Here is a 19,013-nt window from a genome sequence, read left to right as displayed (position 1 = left end):
ATTGTGCGCCTCTCATGATGAGGCGTTGTAATCACAAAGAAATTCCAGAATCGGCCAATCTTCCCCAATCCTCGGCTAGCCCGATTTCGAAATCCGGCGAGCGCTCTCCCGTCCCGCACGGCTTCCTCCAGGCTACGCGCCCAATACGCCATGCCGGAGGATCCCGTGACCCGTCGAAAGCTCGTCTTCATTCTCGCCGCTACCACCGCCTTCGGGGCGCTGGTGCTGTCCGCCGCCCGTGCCCGCGACGTTCCGAAGGTCGCGACCGGCTTCGTCGCCAACGTCATCTGCTCGGAAACGTTCGTCAGCGGACTGGACCCGAAGCGGGACTTCGCCGAGACCACCGACGCGATGCCCGGCACCGGCCTGATCACCTGGGCGATGGACACCGAGGTCGACCTCGACCGCAGGGACGTCACCGTGACGCTGCTCGGGTTCGGCCGCAGCCATGCGGTCTATCGCGAGGGCGTCGGCTGTACCCTCGAACATGGCGAGGCGTTGGCGGACATTGCGCTGCCGCCGGCACGGTCGCAGGCTGCGCTGCTGCCCGAGATCGCCGGCCCGGCCCTTGTCGCGCCGCAGAACCCGCAGCTCTCGGCCGCGCTCGATCGCGCATTTGCCGAACCGGCCGAGCCGCCGTTCCGCCACACCCGCGCGGTTGTCGTGATGAAGGACGGACGCATCATTGCCGAGCGCTACGCCGACGGCATCGGCACCGAGACGCCGTTGCTCGGCTTCTCCGCAACCAAATCGGTGATCTCGGCCCTGATCGGAATTCTGGTGCGCAACGGCAAGCTTGCCGTCGACCAGCCGGTGCCGATCGCGGCCTGGAGAAATCCCGACGATCCGCGCCACGCCATCACGGTCGATCAGTTGTTGCGTCACACCGCGGGCCTTGCGCTCGGCAGCTCGCTGCAGGCCTCGCTCGCCTCCGCGCTCGAACCGGTCAACCGGATGAAGTACATGGAATCCGACATGGCCGCCTACGCCGAGAGCATCCCGCTCGAGACCGCGCCCGGCGCCGCCTGGAATTATCACGACGGCAATTTCATCATCCTCTCGCATCTAATCCGCGACGCGACCGGCGGCCATGCCGCCGATGTGTTGCGTTTCGCGCGCCGCGAATTGTTCGATCCGCTCGGCATGCACGACGTCGTGATGCAGTTCGATGCGACGGGCACACCGGAAGGATCAGGCGCGATGATGGCGAGCGCGCGCGATTGGGCGCGGTTTGGCCAGCTCTATCTCGATGACGGCGTGGTCGGTGGCCGGCGTATCCTGCCCGCGGGCTGGGTGAGATATTCGGCGTCACCGACGCCGAACGGCTGGGTCGGCATCGGCGCGGGCTTCTGGACCAATCTCGGCGACAGTTTCGGCGCCAAGTATCGCGTCGAGCACGGCTGGCCGCGCGATGCGTTTTTCGCCAAGGGCACGATCGGGCAGTATGTGATCATTGTGCCGTCGCAGCGGCTGGTCATCGTGCGGCTCGGCCGTTCGCCGAACGCGCCGCCCAAGGCGGACGGCGTGTTCGATCTGGTCCGCGATGTCGTCACGGCGACGTCGAGCAATGCGACGTTCGCGCGAAGCGCGAACTCGGAAGCCATTTCACCGCCTGTTCCGTTGCGCGATGGATTCCGGGCTCTCGCTTCGCGGGCCCCGGAATGACGGAAGAGAATGCCGCGGCTCGATGCAACAAGCTCGTCGTCGTCCCGGCTTTCGCCGCGACGACGACTGCGGGCTTGGCGGCTAGCCCTGCGTTGTAACGATAACAGTCCGCTTACTGCCGTCCCAGCTGCGTTGCCTGTTCCACGCGCTCGAACCGCTCCAGCGTCAGGATCGCGTCGGCGAGTTGGTCGGCGCGCTTGTCGAGCACCGGGCGGGCCAGCGTCAGGAACTTCTGTTGCATCGCCTTGGCGTCGGGGAACGAGGTCGGCTCGCCGGAGGGATCGGCGTAGAGGCGCTCATGGGTGGCGTCATCCGTCGTGATCGAGACGCGGGCACCGAACGGATGGGTGCGGCCGACCTCGAGCCGATCGTCCTGCACCACGTCGAACTTGTCGGCGAGCGCGTCGATCGCCTTGTCGCCGAGCCGGTCGTAATCGTCCCAGCCGAAATGGCCCTGGTCGAGTGCAATCGCGCCGGTGAAGAACATCGAGAACTGGCCGCCGACCACCGAGGTCGGGTGGCGCTTGGTGGCGGCATCGCCGGTCAGCGTGATGCCGTTGCGGTGCAGGCCGATCTCGACCTTCCTGATCTGGTCAGGCGTCAGATTGTGCTCACGCCGCATCGCGATCAGCGCGTCGATCGCGGCATGGGTGTAGCGGCAGCTCGGATACGGCTTCACGCCGATCTTCAGCGTCTCATAGGTGTGGCCTAAGCCCGCAACGGCCTTGTCCGGATGCGCGTCATCGGTGTAGCCGACCAGGAGGCCATGCTTGCCTTCGACCGAATCGCTCGAGCCGATGAAATCGTTGCGCGCCAAGGTCGCGGCGATCACGCCGTTCATCGCGGCGGCGCCGACCTGGTAGCGCTTGTTCCAGGCGCCGTTGACCAGGAATTGCAGCGAGCCGGCGGCCTGGCTGCCGGAGACGCCGAACGCGGAGATGATCTGCTGCTTCGACAGGCCGAACAGCTTGGCCGCCGCGGCCGCAGCGCCGTAGGTGCCGGCGGTCGCGGTCGGGTGGAAGCCGCGGGCGTAATGCGAGGTCGGGTCGAGCGCGTTGCCGAGCCGGCAGCACACTTCATAACCGGCGACGATCGCCGTCAGCACGTCGCGGCCGGAGGCGCCGACCATCTCGCCGACTGCGAACGCGGCGGGCACCACCGGCGCGCTCGGATGCAGCGAGGAATCGGCGTGGGTGTCGTCGAAGTCGAGCGAATGGCCGAGCGCGCCGTTGAGCAGCGCCGCGACTGCCGGCGTCCAGGTCTTGGTGTCGCCGAACACGGTGGCCTCTCCCTTGCCGTCCAGCGCCAGCGCCTCCAGCATCTTCATCAATGAGGGCGTCGATTCCGCATCGCGGCGGGCGCGGATGGTGCTGCCGAGGAAATCCAGCGTCAAAACCTTGGCGCGCTCCAGCACCTCCGGCGGAATGTCGGAATATTTCAGGTCGGCGACATAGGCGGCGAGCGTTGCGGTTTCGTGGGCCATCGTGTTTCCTCATTTTTGCGGCGCAGGGTAGGCGGGCAGGTTTGGCCTTTCAAGCCACCTGCCGCGGCGGGCAGCAGCCATGCTCGACGTCCTTTAACATAGGCCTTTCCATTGATTGCGGATCAGGGTGCATGAGGACCTTCGCAAAACGCATGTTCGACAAGCTTTGGACCCGCAAGACGCAGCTGGCGCTGGCGGTCCGGATCGCGTCCGCCGGCGTGGCGGCCTATACGATCGCGGTGGCGATGCACCTCATGCTGCCGCTGTGGGCGGTGCTGACCTCGCTGATCGTCACCCAAATGAGCGTCGGACGCTCGCTGAAGGCGACCCGCGACTACATGCTCGGCACCATCGGCGGCGCGGTCTATGGCGGCGCGATCGCGGTGCTGATCCCGCATTCCGGCGAGGGCAGCCTGCTGGCGCTCCTGGTGCTGGCGATCGTGCCGCTGGCCTTCATCGCCGCGCTCAATCCCAGCCTGAACTCGGCGACGGTGACGGCGGTCATCGTGCTGCTGTTGCCGACGATGCATCACTCCAATCCGCTGGATTCGGCGATCGACCGCGTCCTCGAGGTCACCGTCGGCGCGCTTACCGGGCTGGTGATCTCGTTCCTGGTGCTGCCGTCGCGCGCGGTCAGCCAGATCCGGGTCAATGGATCAAAGCTGCTGGAATTGCTTGCCGCGGCGTTCGCCGAATTGCTCGCCGGCCTGACCCGCGGTCTCGACAACGACGCGCTGCACCGGATCCAGGACGGCATCGGCACCGCGGTGACCAATCTGCACGCGACCGGGCTGGAGGCCGAGCGCGAGCGCTCGATGCATCTGTCATCGGGACCGGACACCGGTCCGTTGCTGCGGACCATCCAGCGGCTGCGGCACGACGTCGTGATGATCGGGCGTGCCTGTGTCGTGCCGCTGCCGGCCGAGATCCAGATCCGGCTGGCGCGGCCACTGGCCGACGTCAGCAAGGCGATCGTGACCTACATGGTGGCGGTCGCGACCGCCTTGCGCGCCGGCAGCGGGCCGGCCGACATGGCGCCAGTCGATGCCGCGCTGCATGCTTATAGCGAGGAGGTCGCCGCGGTTCGCAGGGACGGTCTGATCCGCGGCCTGCCGGTTGATGCCGCCGAACGCTTCTACGCGCTCGGCTTCTCGCTCGACCAGATGCGGCAGAACCTCAATGACCTCAAGCGCTGTCACGGCAATTGGTGCGCCAACGAGGATGCCGCGGAGAAGGCCGTCGCCGACACGCCGGAGAAGAGCCCGGCGTGAGACCAGAGCTGCTTGAGACCAGCGCTTTGTTCAGCCTACGGCCTTGCGCAGCATCGCCGGCACGATCAGGCGGTGGAACGGCATGATCACCGCGAGATAGGCGCGGCCGAACCAGTTGTGGGTGAGCACCAGCGTGGTCGCGGTGATGTTGCGCGCGGAGCCGGCGCTAGCGACGTCGACTGGCGCGATGTCGACGACCAGCCGGAAATCGAGATGCTTGTCGTTGAAGCCCGCGACCAGCCGTTCCGGCGTTTCGCTGACCACCGGAAAGATCCCGATCATGTCGCGTGCCACGCCCTCAGTTGCGCCCGAGGTCTTCAGGCCGAGCGGCGCGACCAGGAGATTGCGCAAGGCGATTAGCCATTCGGCCCAGCGCGGCTGTCGCGTCACCATCGCCTCGGCGGCGCGGCGCGCGTCGAGGTCGGCGCGCGTGGTCGCAATCCTGAACGCATCGGCAAACTGCGCGCCGGCAAGCAGCGCAACGGACTCCACGTTCGGCGTGACCTCGTCGACCCTCATGCAGCCTGTCTGCGTGCCAGCAGGCGAAAACGCAAGATCAGGAGGGTCGCATAGACCGCGGTCCCGAGCGACAGCCCGATCCAGACGCCGGCGGCGTCGAGCCTGGCCCCGAAGGCCAGCACGTAAGCCGACGCGAACCCGATCAGCCAATAGCTGATGGTCGCGAACAGCAGCGGCACCTGGGTGTCGTTCATGCCGCGCAGCGCACCGGCGCTGGTGGTCTGGATGCCGTCGGCGATGAAGAAGGTCGCGCCGATCAGCAGCAGCGTCGCAGTGAGCTGCGCGGTGGCGTCGGAGGCCTCGCCGAGGAACAGCGCTGCGATCTCGAAGCGCGCCAGGATCACCGCGAGCGTCATGACGCTCATGAATACCCCGCTGAGTCCGACCGCAACGAAGCCGGCGCGCTGCACTGCGTCGGGATCGCGGCGGCCGACCGCCTGGCCGACCCGCACGGTGGCGGCCATGCTGACGCCGAACGGCACCATGAACAGGATCGCAGCGATCTGCAGCGCGATCTGGTGCGCCGCCAGCGCGGTGGTGCTGATCAGCCCCATCAACAGGCCGGCCGCGCCGAACATGCCGTATTCCAGCAGGAAAGCGACCGAGATCGGCGCGCCGACCGCGACCAGCTTGCCCATCAGCGGCCAGTCGATCCGCCAGAGCCGGCTGAAGACGTGGTATTTGCGGAACGGGCGGCGGCGCGCCGCGAACCAGACGCCGGCGAGGAAGGTGCCGAGATTGACGATCGTGGTCGCAAGCCCGGCGCCGAACATGCCGAGCTCGGGCATGCCCCATGTGCCGTAGAGCAGCAGGTACACCATTAGCGCATTGGCCGGGATCGCCGCGAGTGTGATCCACAGCACCGGCTCCGGCCGGTTCACCGCGCTCATGAAGCCACGGATCGCGATGAACCACAGAGCCGGCAGGATGCCCCAGCCGAGCCCGAACAGATATTGTTGTGCGAGATGTGCAGTTGCCTTTGACTGGCCGAGCGCAAGCAGGATGCGCTCGCCCTGGAACGGCAGCGCCATCAGCGGCAGCACCATGAAGAATCCCGCCCACAGCCCGACGCGCAGGGCGCGCCGCATTACGCGCGGGTTGCGCGCCCCGAACGCCTGCGCGGCCAGCGGCGAGACCGCGGACATCATGCCCATGCCGATCGTGAAGCTGACGAAATACACGGTATGCGCCAGCGCAGCCGCGGCGATGCTTTCGCTGCCGAGCCGGCCGATGAAGGCGAGATCGGTCGTCATCATCGCGATCTGCCCGAGCTGCGTCAGCGCAAGCGGCACTGCGAGCTTCAGCGTCTCCGCGAGCTCGGCCGTGAGCAGCTTGCGGGGTACGGCAAATGCCGCCCCGGAGGGGACGACGGCCGCGCGCGACGCGGCCGGGTCGATCTTGTCGATGCAGGTCATGACCGCACGTCTAGCACGGCAAACCGGCCGGAAGCATGGCCAAGCTGCCGCAGGGAATTCGGGATCAGGATCGCGCGGGTATCCGCTTGATCTTGGCGCCGAGCGCGTTGAGCCGCTCGTCGATCCGCTCATAGCCGCGCTCGATCTGGTCGGCATTGTTGATGGTGGAGGTGCCGTTGGCGCACACCGCAGCCAGCAGCATCGCCATACCGGCACGGATGTCGGGCGAGTTCATCGGCGCGCCGCGCAGCCGGCTCGGGCCGGCCACGATCGCGCGATGCGGATCGCACAGCACGATCCGGCCACCCATCGCGATCAGATTGTCGACGAAGAACATCCGCGACTCGAACATCTTCTCGTGCATCAGGATGACGCCGTCGCATTGCGTCGCGGTGACGATTGCGATCGACATCAGGTCCGCCGGGAAGGCCGGCCACGGCTGGTCCTCGAGCTTCGGCACGTGACCGCCGAAATCGTCGTGGATCTTCATGGTCTGGTTCGACGGCACGACGAGATCGTCGCCCTCGACGCCGCAGACGATGCCGAGCCGCTCGAAGCCCATCCGGATCGAGCGCAGATGCTCGACGCCGGCGCGCGCGATGCGCAGCGGCGAGCGGGTCACCGCGGCCAGGCCGATCAACGAGCCGACCTCGATATGGTCGGGCTGGATCGCGAAACTCGTGCTGCCGAGCGTCGCCGGCCCGTGCACGATGATGGTGTTGGTGCCGACGCCTTCGATCTTGGCGCCGAGCGCGATCAGGAAATTGGCGAGGTCCTGCACATGCGGCTCGGAAGCCGCGTTGCGCAGATGGGTGGTGCCGCGGGCGGCGACGGCGGCGACCAGCGCGTTCTCCGTCGCAGTCACGCTGGGCTCGTCGAGGAACACATCGGCGCCCTTCAGCTTGGAGGCGCGGAATTCGAGCCGGTGTGTCGCGGTGACGGTGGCGCCGAGCTGCTCGAAGGCCAGAAAGTGCGTGTCGAGGCGGCGGCGGCCGATCACGTCGCCGCCGGGCGGCGGCAGCGCGACTTCGCCGCAACGGGCGAGCAGCGGACCGGCGAGCAGGATCGAGGCGCGGATGCGCGCGCACAGTGCCGGATCGAGATCGGCGGCGCGGATCTCCTTGGCGTGAATTTGCAGCGTGTTGCGCTCGGTCCATTCGGCGCTGGCGCCGACCGAGCGGCACAGCTCGACCAGCGTTTCGGTGTCGCGGATGCGCGGCACGTTGGTCAGCGTGACCGGGTGTTCGGTGAGCAGGGCGGCTGCGATGATCGGCAGCGCGGAGTTCTTGTTGCCCGACGGCTCGATGGTGCCCGAAAGGCGGCGGCCGCCTTCGACGATGTATTGGATCGGCGGCACGCGGATTGTCCCCTAACGCATCATGCAGACTTGGATTCAAACTCGGCCATTCAAAATTCCGCAACGGAATCAATGACTGCCCGGCACCGTAACACAGTTTCCGATGCAGCTTCCAGACGAAAGGTAGCCGCGCGGCGGTGCCGTCACGGATACGTCACTCCGTCAGGGTTTGCCGCCTCCGCGGTGATGGAATTGGTGCGCACGGTGCAACCCACGTCATTGCGAGCGAAGCGAAGCAATCCATCGTTCCGCAAGCTGAGAAATGGATTGCTTCGTCGCTTCGCTCCTCGCAATGACGGTGGTGCAAAGCGCCGCAGCACCTCAGATATCGATGGTGGCGCTGAGCGAGTTTTCCTGGATGAAGTCGCGGCGTGGCTCGACCACGTCGCCCATCAGCTTGGTGAAGATGTCGTCGGCCTCGTCGACCTCCTTGACCTTCACCTGGAGCAGCGAGCGTGCCTCGGTGTCCAGCGTGGTCTCCCACAACTGCTCCGGATTCATCTCGCCGAGGCCTTTGTAGCGTTGCAGCGAGATTCCCTTGCGGGCCGCGTCGGTCACGGCCTCGAACAGGTCGACCGGACCATGGATGACCTGCTCGGCGTCCTTGCGCCGCAGCTTTCCGGCCCGCACGTAGGTTTCCTGCAGCTTGGTCGCATATTCATCGAGCTTGCGTGCATCGGCCGAGCCCAGGAAGGCGTCGTCGATCACGGCCACTTCCTTGACGCCGCGTACGGTGCGCTCGAACTGGAAGCCATGGCCCTCCGTGAAGGTGCCGACCCAGCCGCGCTCGACCTCTTCGGCCACGGCATCGAGCCGCTTGGCGATGTATTCCGCCGCCGAGTTGGCGGTGGCGATCTCGCTGGTGATCCTCGGGCTCAGCACGCCCGCGATCGCGGCCTGCTCGATCACGGCGCGATTGTAGCGGCTGTGCAGGTTGCGCAGCACCGAGCGGATGACGCGGGCGTCCTCGACCAGCGACAGCAGATCGCGGCCCGAGCGGTCGTCGCCGGAGGCCGGCTTGAACACGCATTCGTCGAGCCCGGTCGAGATCAGATAGTCCTCGAGTGCGCGCTCGTCCTTCAGATACTGCTCGGACTTGCCGCGCGAAACCTTATAGAGCGGCGGCTGGGCGATGTAGAGATAGCCGCCATCGATGATCGAGCGCATCTGGCGATAGAAGAAGGTCAGGAGCAGCGTGCGGATATGGGCGCCGTCGACGTCGGCGTCGGTCATCACGATGATCTTGTGGTAGCGCAGCTTGTCGACCGAGAAGTCGTCGCTGATGCCGGTGCCGAGCGCGGTGATCAGGGTGCCGATCTGCTCGGACGACAGCATCTTGTCGGGGCGCACGCGCTCGACATTGAGGATCTTGCCGCGCAGCGGCAGCACCGCCTGGAATTCACGGTTGCGACCCTGCTTGGCGCTGCCGCCTGCCGAGTCGCCCTCGACGATGAACAGTTCGGATTTCGCCGGATCCTTTTCCTGGCAGTCGGCGAGCTTGCCGGGCAGCGAGGAGACGCTGAGCGGGTTCTTGCGCGTCAGCTCGCGGGCCTTGCGCGCAGCCTCGCGGGCTGCGGCGGCCTGGATCACCTTGCCGACGATTTCCTTGGCTTCCTTCGGGTTCTCCTCGAACCAGGCGGCGAGCGCCTCGTTCAGGACGTTTTCGACAACGGGTCGAACCTCCGAGGACACCAGCTTGTCCTTGGTCTGCGACGAGAATTTCGGATCGGGCACCTTCACCGACAGCACCGCGGTGAGGCCTTCGCGGCAATCGTCGCCGGTCAGCGCGATCTTTTCCTTCTTCGCATTGGCTTCGGCATAGCCGTTGACCTGGCGCGTCAGCGCGCCGCGAAAGCCGGCCAGATGGGTGCCGCCGTCACGCTGCGGGATGTTGTTGGTGAAGCACAGCACGTTCTCGTGGTAGCTGTCGTTCCACCACAGCGCGGCCTCGACGCCGATGCCGTTTGATTCCGAGCGCACCATGATCGGCGTCGGTACGATCGCCTTCTTGTTGCGGTCGAGATATTTGACGAACTCCTCGACGCCGCCGGAATAATGCATCTCCTCGCGCTTCTCGACCGCGTGGCGCATGTCTGACAGCACGATGTGGACGCCGGAATTGAGGAAGGCGAGTTCGCGCAGCCGGTGCTCCAGCGTCGCGAAATCATACTCGACGTTCTTGAAGGTCTCGGTCGAGGCCAGGAAGGTGACCTCGGTGCCGCGCTTGCCCGGCGCATCGCCGACCACCTTGAGCGGCGCCACGGCGTCACCGTGCGCGAATTCGATGTAGTGCTCTTTGTCGTCGCGCCAGATCCGCAAGCCCAGCTTGCTGGACAGCGCGTTGACCACGGAGACGCCGACGCCGTGCAGGCCGCCGGAGACCTTGTAGGAGTTCTGGTCGAACTTTCCGCCGGCGTGCAGCTGGGTCATGATGACCTCGGCCGCCGAGACGCCTTCGCCCTTGTGGATGTCGACCGGAATGCCGCGGCCGTCGTCGTACACGGTGACGGAATTGTCGGCGTTGAGGGTGACCAGGACGCGGCTCGCATGCCCTGCCAAGGCCTCGTCGATCGCGTTGTCGACGACCTCGTAGACCATGTGGTGCAGGCCGGAGCCGTCATCGGTGTCGCCGATATACATGCCGGGCCGCTTGCGGACGGCGTCGAGGCCCTTCAGCACCCGGATCGATTCCGCGCCATATTCAGCCGGAATGGGGTGCTCAGATTCGGCAGGGGTCTGCCGGGCAGGTTCAGTCATGTGAGGCCTTCGAGGATGTCCCGAATCAGCTGCGCAATATGAGGCGCTGATTCCGCTATTTGTGCCATGAAAGAGGGGTTGCGCCTAGCGCAAAGTCTCTCTCTACAAACTATTGAATAGATGGGATTTTTTAGGCCTTTTTCAAGGTCTCGGGAGGTCGATTCCGAACCCTCTGAAAAGCCCGATTCGAGGGCAGATTCGAGGCCCTCACGGAGCCGGCTCAGCGGCCTCAGCCGCGCCGCGTGGCGCGGCCGGATTCGACGTCGAAAATCTCGCCGCGCGGACCGATGTCGACGAAGGCCAAGGGATCGGCGCCGGTCATCCAGACCTGTGCGCCGAGCTTGCCGAGCTCGTCGAACAGCGCCCTGCGGCGGTTGGGATCGAGATGGGCGACGACCTCGTCGAGCAGCAGCAGCGGCACGATGCCGGTCATCTCCGCGACCATCGTGGCGTGCGCCAGCACCAGCCCGATCAGCAGTGCCTTCTGCTCGCCGGTCGAGGCGTCGCGCGCCGGCATGTTCTTCGGCGCGTAGACCACCTGCAGATCGGTCAGATGCGGGCCGTCCAGCGTGCGTCCGGCGGCGGCGTCGCGCGGGCGGCTGGCGCGCAGGATCTCGCGGTAGCGGTCCTCCACCGCGGTTGCGGGCTCCTGCAGCAGCGCATTCTCCATCCAGCCGTCGAGCATGATCTCGGCGGACGGGAAGGCCGAGGCGGCACCGCGCTCGCGCAGCATCACCGCGAGCTTCGCCGCGGTCTGACCGCGCGATGCGGCGACCGCGACCGCCAGCTCCGCGGTCTCGCGCTCGATCGCATCACACCAATGGTCGTCATAGTTGCGCACCTCGAGCAGCCGGTTGCGCGAGCGCAGCGAGCGCTCCAGCGCCGAGACGCGGCCGGAATGCTCGGAATCGATCGCCAGCACCAGGCGGTCGAAGAAACGCCGCCGTTCCGAGGCGGCGCCCATGAACAGGCCGTCCATTGCCGGTGTCAGCCAGACGATGCGCAGATGATCGCCGAATGCAGTTGCGGACCCCACCGGTTCGCGGTCGATCCGGCACCGCCTCGTGTTGCTTGCCTCGCCGGTCGGCGGATCGATGCCGGTGCCGAGCGTGGCGAGGCCGAGCGCGCCCTCGACTTCGGCCGACACCGCCCAGGAGCCGTCGCCCTGGTTGTCGGCGATATCGTCCAGGGTCGCGCGGCGCAGGCCGCGGCCCGGCGACAGGAACGAGACCGCTTCCATGCAATTGGTCTTGCCGGCGCCGTTCGGCCCGACCAGCACCACCATGTCGCCCGCAACCTGCAACGTCGCCGCCCGGTAATTGCGGAAATGCGTCAGCGACAGGCGATGAATGCGGGACGGGGTCATCTCTCTTCCTTCCCCTCTCCCCTTGTGGGAGAGGGTGGCGCCTCACGGAGTGAGGCGACGGGTGAGGGGTATCTCACAGCTCGGCAAGCTTGGCGACGATGTCTTCCAGCACCGCCGCGAGCATCCGCAATACGTCATTGTTCCAGTAGCGCAAGACCTGAAAGCCTTCCGCCACAAGCGCGTCAGTTCTGGATTCGTCACGGGGCGACGAAGCGTGCTGTCCGCCGTCGATCTCGATGACGAGGCGCTTCTCGAAGCACGCGAAGTCGAGAATGCAATTGCGAAATGGAACTTGCCTTCGGAATTTCAAGTGCGACAGGCGCCGATCTCGGAGCAGGCGCCACATCTTCGCTTCCGCATCGGTTGGCTGCTGGCGCATCTTCCTTGCGAAGCTGCGGAGGCGCTCGTCGGTCGGGCGATGGTGCGGCGTGCGCGGCACCAACCCCTCACCCGGCGCCTTTGGCGCCACCCTCTCCCACAAGGGGAGAGGATGCGGTTGCGCGTGCGGAGGAAATCATTACACCCGCATCGGCATCAGCACGTAGAGTGCGCCCTTGCTGTCCTTGTCCTGCACCAGCGTCGGCGAGCCGGGATCGGCGAGCTTGAGCACCGCGACTTCGCCCTCGATCTGGGCGGCGATGTCGAGCAAATAGCGCGAGTTGAAGCCGATATCGAGCGCGTCGGAGGCGTACTCGACCTCGATCTCTTCGGTGGCGCTGCCGGAATCCGGATTGGTGACCGACAGGATCAGCTTGCCGGCAGACAATGCGAGCTTCACGGCGCGGCCGCGCTCGCTGGAAATGGTCGAGACGCGGTCGACGGCGGCCTCGAAATCCTTCTTGTCGACGACCAGTTCCTTGTCATTGTTCTGCGGAATGACGCGGCCGTAATCCGGGAAGGTGCCGTCGATCAGTTTCGAGGTCAGCACCACATTGCCGAGCGTGAAGCGGATCTTGCCGTCCGACAGCTCGATCGAGATCTCGGCGTCGTCGCCCTCGATCAATCGCTGCACCTCGCCGACGGTCTTGCGCGGCACGATTACGCCGGGCATGCCGGTCGCGCCCTTGGGCAGCGCGAGATCGATCTGCGCCAGCCGATGCCCGTCGGTCGCAACCCCGCGCAGGGTCGCCGCCTGGGCGCTGCCGGCGGCGTGCAGATAGATGCCGTTGAGGTAATAGCGGGTCTCTTCGGTCGAGATCGCAAATTGGGTGCGGTCGATCAGGCGCTTGATGTCGGAGGCCGGCAGCGAGAACGAATGCGTCATGTCGCCGGCGGCAAGGCCGGGGAAATCGCTCTCGGGCAGGGTTTGCAGCGTGAAGCGCGAGCGGCCGGCGCGCACGGCGAGCACCGAGCGGTCGCCATCGGCCTCCAGCACGATCTGCGAACCGTCGGGCAGCTTGCGGACGATGTCGTAGAACATGTGCGCCGGCACCGTGGTCGAGCCGGCGGTTGCCGTCTCGGCAGCCAGGGTCTCCGTCACCTCGAGGTCGAGGTCGGTGGCCTTCAGCGACAATTTGGCGCCCTCGGCGCGGATCAACACGTTGCCGAGGATCGGGATGGTGTTGCGGCGCTCGACCCACGCGGTGAACGTGACCCAGCGATTTCAGCAGTTGCGCGCGCTCGACGGTGACCTTCATTGCAATACCCGCCAGATCCCTCAGATGAAAAAGCCGGGCGGCCGTTGAGGCAGCATCGCGGCGTCGGAAACCCGATAAGTCGGATCAATACCGGATTTGATCAAACCCACGGGGGGACCGCAAGGTGGCGCGGATGGCCGGCTGGCGCAAGGGAGACGGCGTCTGTTCCCCACGTTTTGAGCCCGAAAATAGGTCGCCCTCCCCCTTGCAGCAAAGGGGAGGGCGACCGAACCGGCGAGGCTTGCGACGGAAGTCTACTCCTGAAGCTGACGCTTCAGCGATTCGACTTCCTCGGACAGCGTCGTGTCCTTGGCGACCAGTGCCTCAATCTTGCGCACGGCGTGCAGCACCGTGGTGTGGTCGCGGCCGCCGAAGCGCCGGCCGATCTCCGGCAGCGAGCGCAGGGTCAGCGTCTTCGCCAGATACATCGCAACCTGGCGCGGACGCACCACATTGGCGGTGCGGCGGGACGACAAGAGGTCGGAGCGGCTGACATTGTACTGCCGGGCGACCACGCGCTGGATGTCCTCGATCTTGATCCGCTTCGGTTCCTGCGGGCGGATCAGGTCACGCACCTCGCGCTCGGCCATCTCAAGCGTCACCGGCTGGTTGTTGAGCTTGGAGTGCGCCAGCAGGCGATTGATCGCGCCTTCGAGGTCGCGGCCATTATGGGTGATGGTGCGCGCCAGATAGTCGAGCACTTCCTCCGGCACGTCGAAGGTCGCATGGTGGGCGCGGGCCGCGGCGACGCGCGACTTGAGGATGCCGAGCCGCAGTTCCTCGCCGAGCGAAGCCATCTCGACCACGAGGCCGCCGGCGAGCCGCGAGCGAACGCGGTCGTCGAGGCTTTCCAGGTCGGACGGCGGACGATCGGCCGCGATCACGACCTGGCGGCCGGCATCGATCAGCGCGTTCAACGTGTGGCAGAACTCGGCCTGCGTCGACTTGCCCTGCAGGAACTGCAGATCGTCGATGACAAGCACGTCGATGCCGCGCAGCGCCTCCTTGAAGGCCAGCGCCGTCTGCGTCTTCAGCGCCGCGACGAAGCCATACATGAACTTCTCGGCAGTGAGATACAGCACCTTGCGCTCGCCACCGGAATTGCCGGCCCAGGTGACCGCCTGCAGCAGGTGCGTCTTGCCGAGGCCGACGCCGGCATGGATGTAGAGCGGGTTGAACATCACGGGATCGCCGCGGCGGCCTTCGGCGACCTGGCGCGCCGCCGCATGGGCCAGCGTGTTGGAACGGCCGACGACGAAGCTTGCGAAGGTCAGGCGCGGATCGAGCGGCGAGCCGCCGAGCGCGTCATGGCTCGCGGACACCGGCGCGGTCGCAACCGAGCGCAGTTCCGGCGCGGGACGACCGTCGTGGCGCTCGACACGGCGCACTTCGACCGGAGCAACCGCTTCCTTCGCGGGGGCCATCACGCGGATCGCGGAGCGCACGGTGAGGTCGATGCGATGCACTTCGGGCATCTCGGCCTGCCAGCAGGTGAGCACGCGGTCGGCGTAATGCGCCTGGATCCAGCTCTTCAGGAACCGGGTCGGAACCGACAGGTGCACGCTCTCGTCGTGCACGCTCTCCAGATCCATCCGTGCAAACCAGCTCGTGTAAACGTCCTCGCCAACGCTCGTCCGCAAACGTCCCTTCACCCGCGACCAGCGATCCTGTTCCGTGTTCGTCATTGCCTTCGTACTTTTCCAAATCTGAGAGAAGATAATTGCGAAAGCGCCGTGCAGGTTTCCTGCCACGACGCGACCTCCAGCGGGCGCGGTCTGCTCCGGACAAAGCTCTCCCGTGTGGCGATGATGCGCCACGCGACAGATCAGCTGTTTGGAGAAGATGCGTCCCGCGAGGTCAGCGCGTACTCGACGGTCTCTGCGGGTAAGAGCCGGCGTCCGAGGGGTTGATTACGGCACCACTGGAAATCTGCGCTTCGGCGTGTCGTTGGTTCGACTGCAGTTATGATACCGTAAGGCATAAGTCCTCCCCCTCCCGCCGCGATGGATCGCGGCAAGGTGTCAGCTTGCTCGTGTCTTCAAATTCGAACTGCCGCTACCGAACACCGAAATGCCCGGCGCTTCGCCGCCGCGTGTCGTCGTCAACCCGTTCGCTTGCGCCGCGTTCCCGCTGCCAAGATTCCGACGGCAGGCCTGGTCTCTCTTGTTCGATCACCCAAATTGCCGGGGACATCGCCGGAGAAATTTTGACACAGGTCAACCATCCTCATATCGCTATGAGCCGTCAATCTAGCTTCGCTTGGAGAGCGTCGCTAACGCGCACACCGCCGCCGATTTGCACGTCCGCCCTTGGGTCTCAAACCGCGCTGATCTGGAGAGCCGTGGGCGTCGCGAACAAGAAATAAATACACCAAGCGCATTTCCTGACAATCCGTGGATTCGACGGGGATCGCGACTCTTCGCAACTGTTGCGGCGCTGCCGACGCTGAGTTGAGAAAGCAAGTTTTTGAATCACCGCGCAGATTCACGCGTGTCACAAACCATGGTGCAATACCAAAAATTTTTCATAGAAAATTTACATTTGGTCTCGCGCCGGTCATTTTTCCAATCGCTGTCCGGCACTATGTGCATAAGTAATTCGCGAAGCGTGATTTTTCACGATTGCTTTTGCAGGGTAACCCCGCGTCGCTTTTTTTGACGCGCGCTATTCCATCTATCCAGCTTAGCGAAGAACAATCTCTGCGCGAGTGCGCCGCATTAAGCATATTGAGCCGGTAGAACTACGGACGCGACGAAACATGACACGCGGTTCGTTGCGCGGCAATGCGCAGTCTTCTCGCGCTATGAAACTTCCACGACAAAAACTTCCACGACGAAAGACGAGACAAAAACAAAAAGCCCGGCGCGAGCCGGGCTTCGTGACAAATGTGTTTTTCAGTCAGCTCGCGCGGCGAGCGTCGCGAGCTCTACTTGGCAAGCTCTACTTGGCGAGCTTGGCGATGCTCTGCGTGAGACGCGACACCTTCCGGCTCGCGAGGTTCTTGTGAATGATGTTGCGCTGCGCCGCCTTCATCAGCTCGGGCTCGGCCTTGCGCATCGCCTTGAGTGCCGCCTCGCGATCGCCGCTCTTGATCGCTTCCTCGACGGTGCGCACCGCGCCACGCATCTGGGTGCGACGCGACTTGTTGACGATGGTGCGGCGGGCAATCTTGCGGGTCGCCTTCTTGGCGGAGGTGGTGTTGGCCATGGTTCTCTAACTGTCCTTCGGCGGTGATCGCTCAGTGGTCGGGCTTGCGCGCACCGGCCGGTTCAAATCTCAACTCTGATGTATTGGTCCAAGGTATCTGCTTGGGTGTCCTTGAGGCGGCCATCCGAAGAGCGCAAAATGCTGCCCCCGCATGCGGCACTGTCCAAAGAACAGCGGCGGCAGGATTGCGCCCGCCGCCATCGGCCGGTCTTATAGATGGCGCAAGCAGCAGCGTCAACGCTTTCGGGACCCAAAAAGGGCCGGAAATTGGGCCTCCGGGGACCGGATAAGCCGCTGAAGAGGTTGAATTTCCCGGGGGCGCCCGGTAAGGCCTGACGACGCCTGGGGCGCGACAGGGAGTTAGGGTGACGCATGATCCGCGGCTTTTTCCGTCTGATCGGCCTTTTGCTGCTGGCTGGCGGCTTCATCTTCATGGTCTATGACGGAGCGCGCTACGTCGCCGACCAGAGCCTGCGGTTCACCCAATTCGGCCAGTTCTGGAACGACATCCACCAGTCGAGCCAGCAGGCGTTTCATGCCTGGGTGGATCGCTTCGCACCGTGGCTCTGGAATGACGTGATCCGCCTGCTGCTGGAGCAGCCGGTGTTCGCGGTGTTCGGCATCGCCGGGATCCTGCTGATGGTCCTGTTCCGGCCGCGCAAGCCCCTGATCGGCTACGCGCGCGACTGACTATGGCCCTCTCGGGCCTGGCCCATCGTAACAGGGCTGCCATCGTCCATGTAACGACATATATAGGTGACAGTCGGCCCGCAGGCCGTTTGCCGCGTCGGCCGATGTCCCGCCCGGAGGTATCCATGTTGTTCATGCGCAAGACCACCGCGTTGCCGAGTGCCGCCGAGGCGCTGCCGGGCCGCGCGACGCCGATTCCGACTGCGACCACGCATTTCGTCAATGGCAGCAAACTGACGCCGCCTTATCCGCAAGGCCTCGAGCAGGCGGTGTTCGGGCTCGGCTGCTTCTGGGGCGCGGAGCGCAAGTTCTGGGAGCTCGGCGACGGAATCCATACCACCGCGGTCGGCTATGCCGGCGGCCACACGCCGAACCCGACCTATGAGGAAGTCTGTTCGGGGCGCACCGGCCACACCGAAGTGGTGCTGGTCGTGTTCGACCCGAAGAAGATCTCCTATGAGAAGCTGCTGAAGACGTTCTGGGAGAACCACAACCCGACGCAGGGCATGCGCCAGGGCAACGATATCGGCACGCAATATCGCTCCGCGATCTACACGTTCGGCGATGCGCAGCGCAGAGCCGCCGAGCAGTCGCAGGCGATGTATCAGAAGGCGCTTGCCGCCAAGGGGCTCGGTGCGATCACCACCGAGATCGCCCCCGCGGGCGAATTCTACTTCGCCGAGGACTACCACCAGCAGTACCTTGCCAAGAATCCGGCAGGCTATTGCGGGCTCGGCGGCACCGGCGTGTCGTGCCCGATCGGCGTCGGCGTCACCGCCGCCTGATCTTGCAGTTCGATGGGAAGCCGGGTTTTCCGGCTTCCCCACCGATCCTCGAAAACCCTTTATTAACCATAAGTGGTGCAAGACTGGGCCTGTCTCGTAGTTGAGGGATAGGTCCGGTGCCGGTTGCACGCGCGTTACGATTGCCGATCACTGCCGTTGTGGCTGCGCTCGCGCTGTCTGGCTGCATGAGCACGTCCGGTCCCGTTGCCGTCGGCCCGCAAGGCGTCGATGCCGTCACCTACGGCCCGGCCTACGCGCCCGCTCCGGTTGCTGACGGAGGCGGCGGTGCAATCAGCGCATTGCGATCCGCCTTCGCCAGCGCTTCTCCCGGTTATGGCTATGCCGCCCCGGTCGTTTACGCCGCCGCCCCGGGTGGGCCCGCTGGCTACGACAATTCCTATCATCTCGGCCCGGGCGACAAGCTCCGCGTCGTGGTCTACGGCCAGGAAGGCCTCACCAACTCCTATGCGATCGACGCCGCCGGCGCGATCACCATGCCGCTGATCGGCTCGGTGCCGGCGCGCGGCCGCACACCGGCCGGCCTCGCCGGCGAGATCTCGGCGCGGCTGCGCAACGGCTTCATCCGCGAGCCTTCGGTGGCGGTCGAGATCGAGTCGTATCGTCCGTTCTTCATTCTCGGCGAGGTCCAGGCTCCGGGCCAATATCCCTATGTGCCGAACATGACCGTCGAAAGCGCGGTCGCGATCGCCGGCGGCTTCTCGCCCCGCGCCCGCCGCGACAGCGTGACGTTGACGCATACCGACGCGTCCGGCGCCGGCCGCTTCGTGGTGCCGCTGGGCACGCCGATGAGCCCGGGCGATACGGTGTTCGTTGGCGAGCGCTGGTTTTAGTGGACTCTCT

At 65.4% G+C, this 19,013-nt stretch carries 14 protein-coding genes and 1 pseudogene; 5 read left to right on the top strand and 10 right to left on the bottom strand.

The annotated features are described in order from the left end of the window. Positions 1–165: 165 nt before the first annotated feature. Complete coding sequence (locus ACVW17_RS06890; protein WP_456751137.1) at positions 166–1,665, top strand: serine hydrolase domain-containing protein; 1,500 nt, start codon at positions 166–168, stop codon at positions 1,663–1,665. A gap of 112 nt (positions 1,666–1,777) precedes the next feature. Here the strand turns inward: ACVW17_RS06890 and ACVW17_RS06885 are convergent, their stop codons facing one another. Continuing rightward, positions 1,778–3,148 carry an MmgE/PrpD family protein gene (locus tag ACVW17_RS06885; RefSeq protein ID WP_456751136.1) on the bottom strand — a complete coding sequence of 457 codons (1,371 nt, stop codon included), beginning with the start codon at positions 3,146–3,148 and terminating at the stop codon, positions 1,778–1,780. Positions 3,149–3,279: 131 nt separating this feature from the next. Here ACVW17_RS06885 and ACVW17_RS06880 point away from each other — a divergent pair, with 131 nt between their 5' ends. After that, entirely contained in the window at positions 3,280–4,419 is a 1,140-nt protein-coding gene (locus ACVW17_RS06880) for an FUSC family protein (RefSeq protein WP_456751135.1), read from the top strand. A gap of 30 nt (positions 4,420–4,449) precedes the next feature. Here the strand turns inward: ACVW17_RS06880 and ACVW17_RS06875 are convergent, their stop codons facing one another. The 9 genes and pseudogenes from ACVW17_RS06875 to rpsT all read right to left on the bottom strand — a co-directional run bounded on the left by ACVW17_RS06875 (position 4,450) and on the right by rpsT (position 16,677). Next, positions 4,450–4,938 (bottom strand): DUF2867 domain-containing protein, encoded by a 489-nt coding sequence (locus ACVW17_RS06875; RefSeq protein ID WP_456751134.1) that lies wholly within the window; start codon positions 4,936–4,938, stop codon positions 4,450–4,452. Next, positions 4,935–6,353, bottom strand: coding sequence for an MATE family efflux transporter (locus ACVW17_RS06870; protein ID WP_456796980.1), 1,419 nt, complete (start codon positions 6,351–6,353; stop codon positions 4,935–4,937). The genes ACVW17_RS06875 and ACVW17_RS06870 overlap by 4 nt, the downstream gene beginning before the upstream one ends. A 64-nt stretch (positions 6,354–6,417) precedes the next feature. After that, positions 6,418–7,710 (bottom strand): UDP-N-acetylglucosamine 1-carboxyvinyltransferase, encoded by a 1,293-nt coding sequence (gene murA, locus ACVW17_RS06865; RefSeq protein ID WP_456751132.1) that lies wholly within the window; start codon positions 7,708–7,710, stop codon positions 6,418–6,420. A gap of 321 nt (positions 7,711–8,031) precedes the next feature. Further along, positions 8,032–10,467 (bottom strand): DNA topoisomerase (ATP-hydrolyzing) subunit B, encoded by a 2,436-nt coding sequence (gyrB, locus tag ACVW17_RS06860; protein ID WP_456751131.1) that lies wholly within the window; start codon positions 10,465–10,467, stop codon positions 8,032–8,034. Positions 10,468–10,696: 229 nt separating this feature from the next. Beyond that, positions 10,697–11,833: a DNA replication/repair protein RecF gene (gene recF, locus ACVW17_RS06855; RefSeq protein ID WP_456751130.1), complete on the bottom strand. Its 1,137-nt coding sequence runs from the start codon at positions 11,831–11,833 to the stop codon at positions 10,697–10,699. 73 nt (positions 11,834–11,906) lie between these two features. Continuing rightward, positions 11,907–12,272 (bottom strand): endonuclease domain-containing protein, encoded by a 366-nt coding sequence (locus ACVW17_RS06850; protein WP_456751129.1) that lies wholly within the window; start codon positions 12,270–12,272, stop codon positions 11,907–11,909. A gap of 78 nt (positions 12,273–12,350) precedes the next feature. Continuing rightward, positions 12,351–13,470: pseudogene (dnaN, locus tag ACVW17_RS06845) on the bottom strand (DNA polymerase III subunit beta). Positions 13,471–13,724: 254 nt separating this feature from the next. Next, on the bottom strand, positions 13,725–15,155 hold the full coding sequence (gene dnaA / locus ACVW17_RS06840) for a chromosomal replication initiator protein DnaA (RefSeq protein ID WP_456751127.1): 1,431 nt from the start codon (positions 15,153–15,155) through the stop codon (positions 13,725–13,727). Positions 15,156–16,410: 1,255 nt separating this feature from the next. Next, complete coding sequence (rpsT, locus tag ACVW17_RS06835) at positions 16,411–16,677, bottom strand: 30S ribosomal protein S20 (RefSeq protein WP_021077661.1); 267 nt, start codon at positions 16,675–16,677, stop codon at positions 16,411–16,413. A gap of 372 nt (positions 16,678–17,049) precedes the next feature. Between rpsT and ACVW17_RS06830 the strand changes: the two genes are divergently transcribed. The 3 genes from ACVW17_RS06830 to ACVW17_RS06820 all read left to right on the top strand — a co-directional run bounded on the left by ACVW17_RS06830 (position 17,050) and on the right by ACVW17_RS06820 (position 19,003). Beyond that, positions 17,050–17,367: a hypothetical protein gene (locus tag ACVW17_RS06830; protein ID WP_456751126.1), complete on the top strand. Its 318-nt coding sequence runs from the start codon at positions 17,050–17,052 to the stop codon at positions 17,365–17,367. A gap of 125 nt (positions 17,368–17,492) precedes the next feature. Next, complete coding sequence (msrA, locus tag ACVW17_RS06825) at positions 17,493–18,152, top strand: peptide-methionine (S)-S-oxide reductase MsrA (RefSeq protein ID WP_456751125.1); 660 nt, start codon at positions 17,493–17,495, stop codon at positions 18,150–18,152. A gap of 116 nt (positions 18,153–18,268) precedes the next feature. Then, positions 18,269–19,003 (top strand): polysaccharide biosynthesis/export family protein, encoded by a 735-nt coding sequence (locus ACVW17_RS06820; protein ID WP_456751124.1) that lies wholly within the window; start codon positions 18,269–18,271, stop codon positions 19,001–19,003. The last annotated feature ends 10 nt before the right edge of the window (positions 19,004–19,013 follow it).

Source organism: Bradyrhizobium sp. USDA 4473 (genome assembly GCF_054063335.1).
The sequence above is the reverse complement of the archived record's forward strand: the minus strand, read 5'-3'. Positions and strand labels throughout refer to the sequence as shown.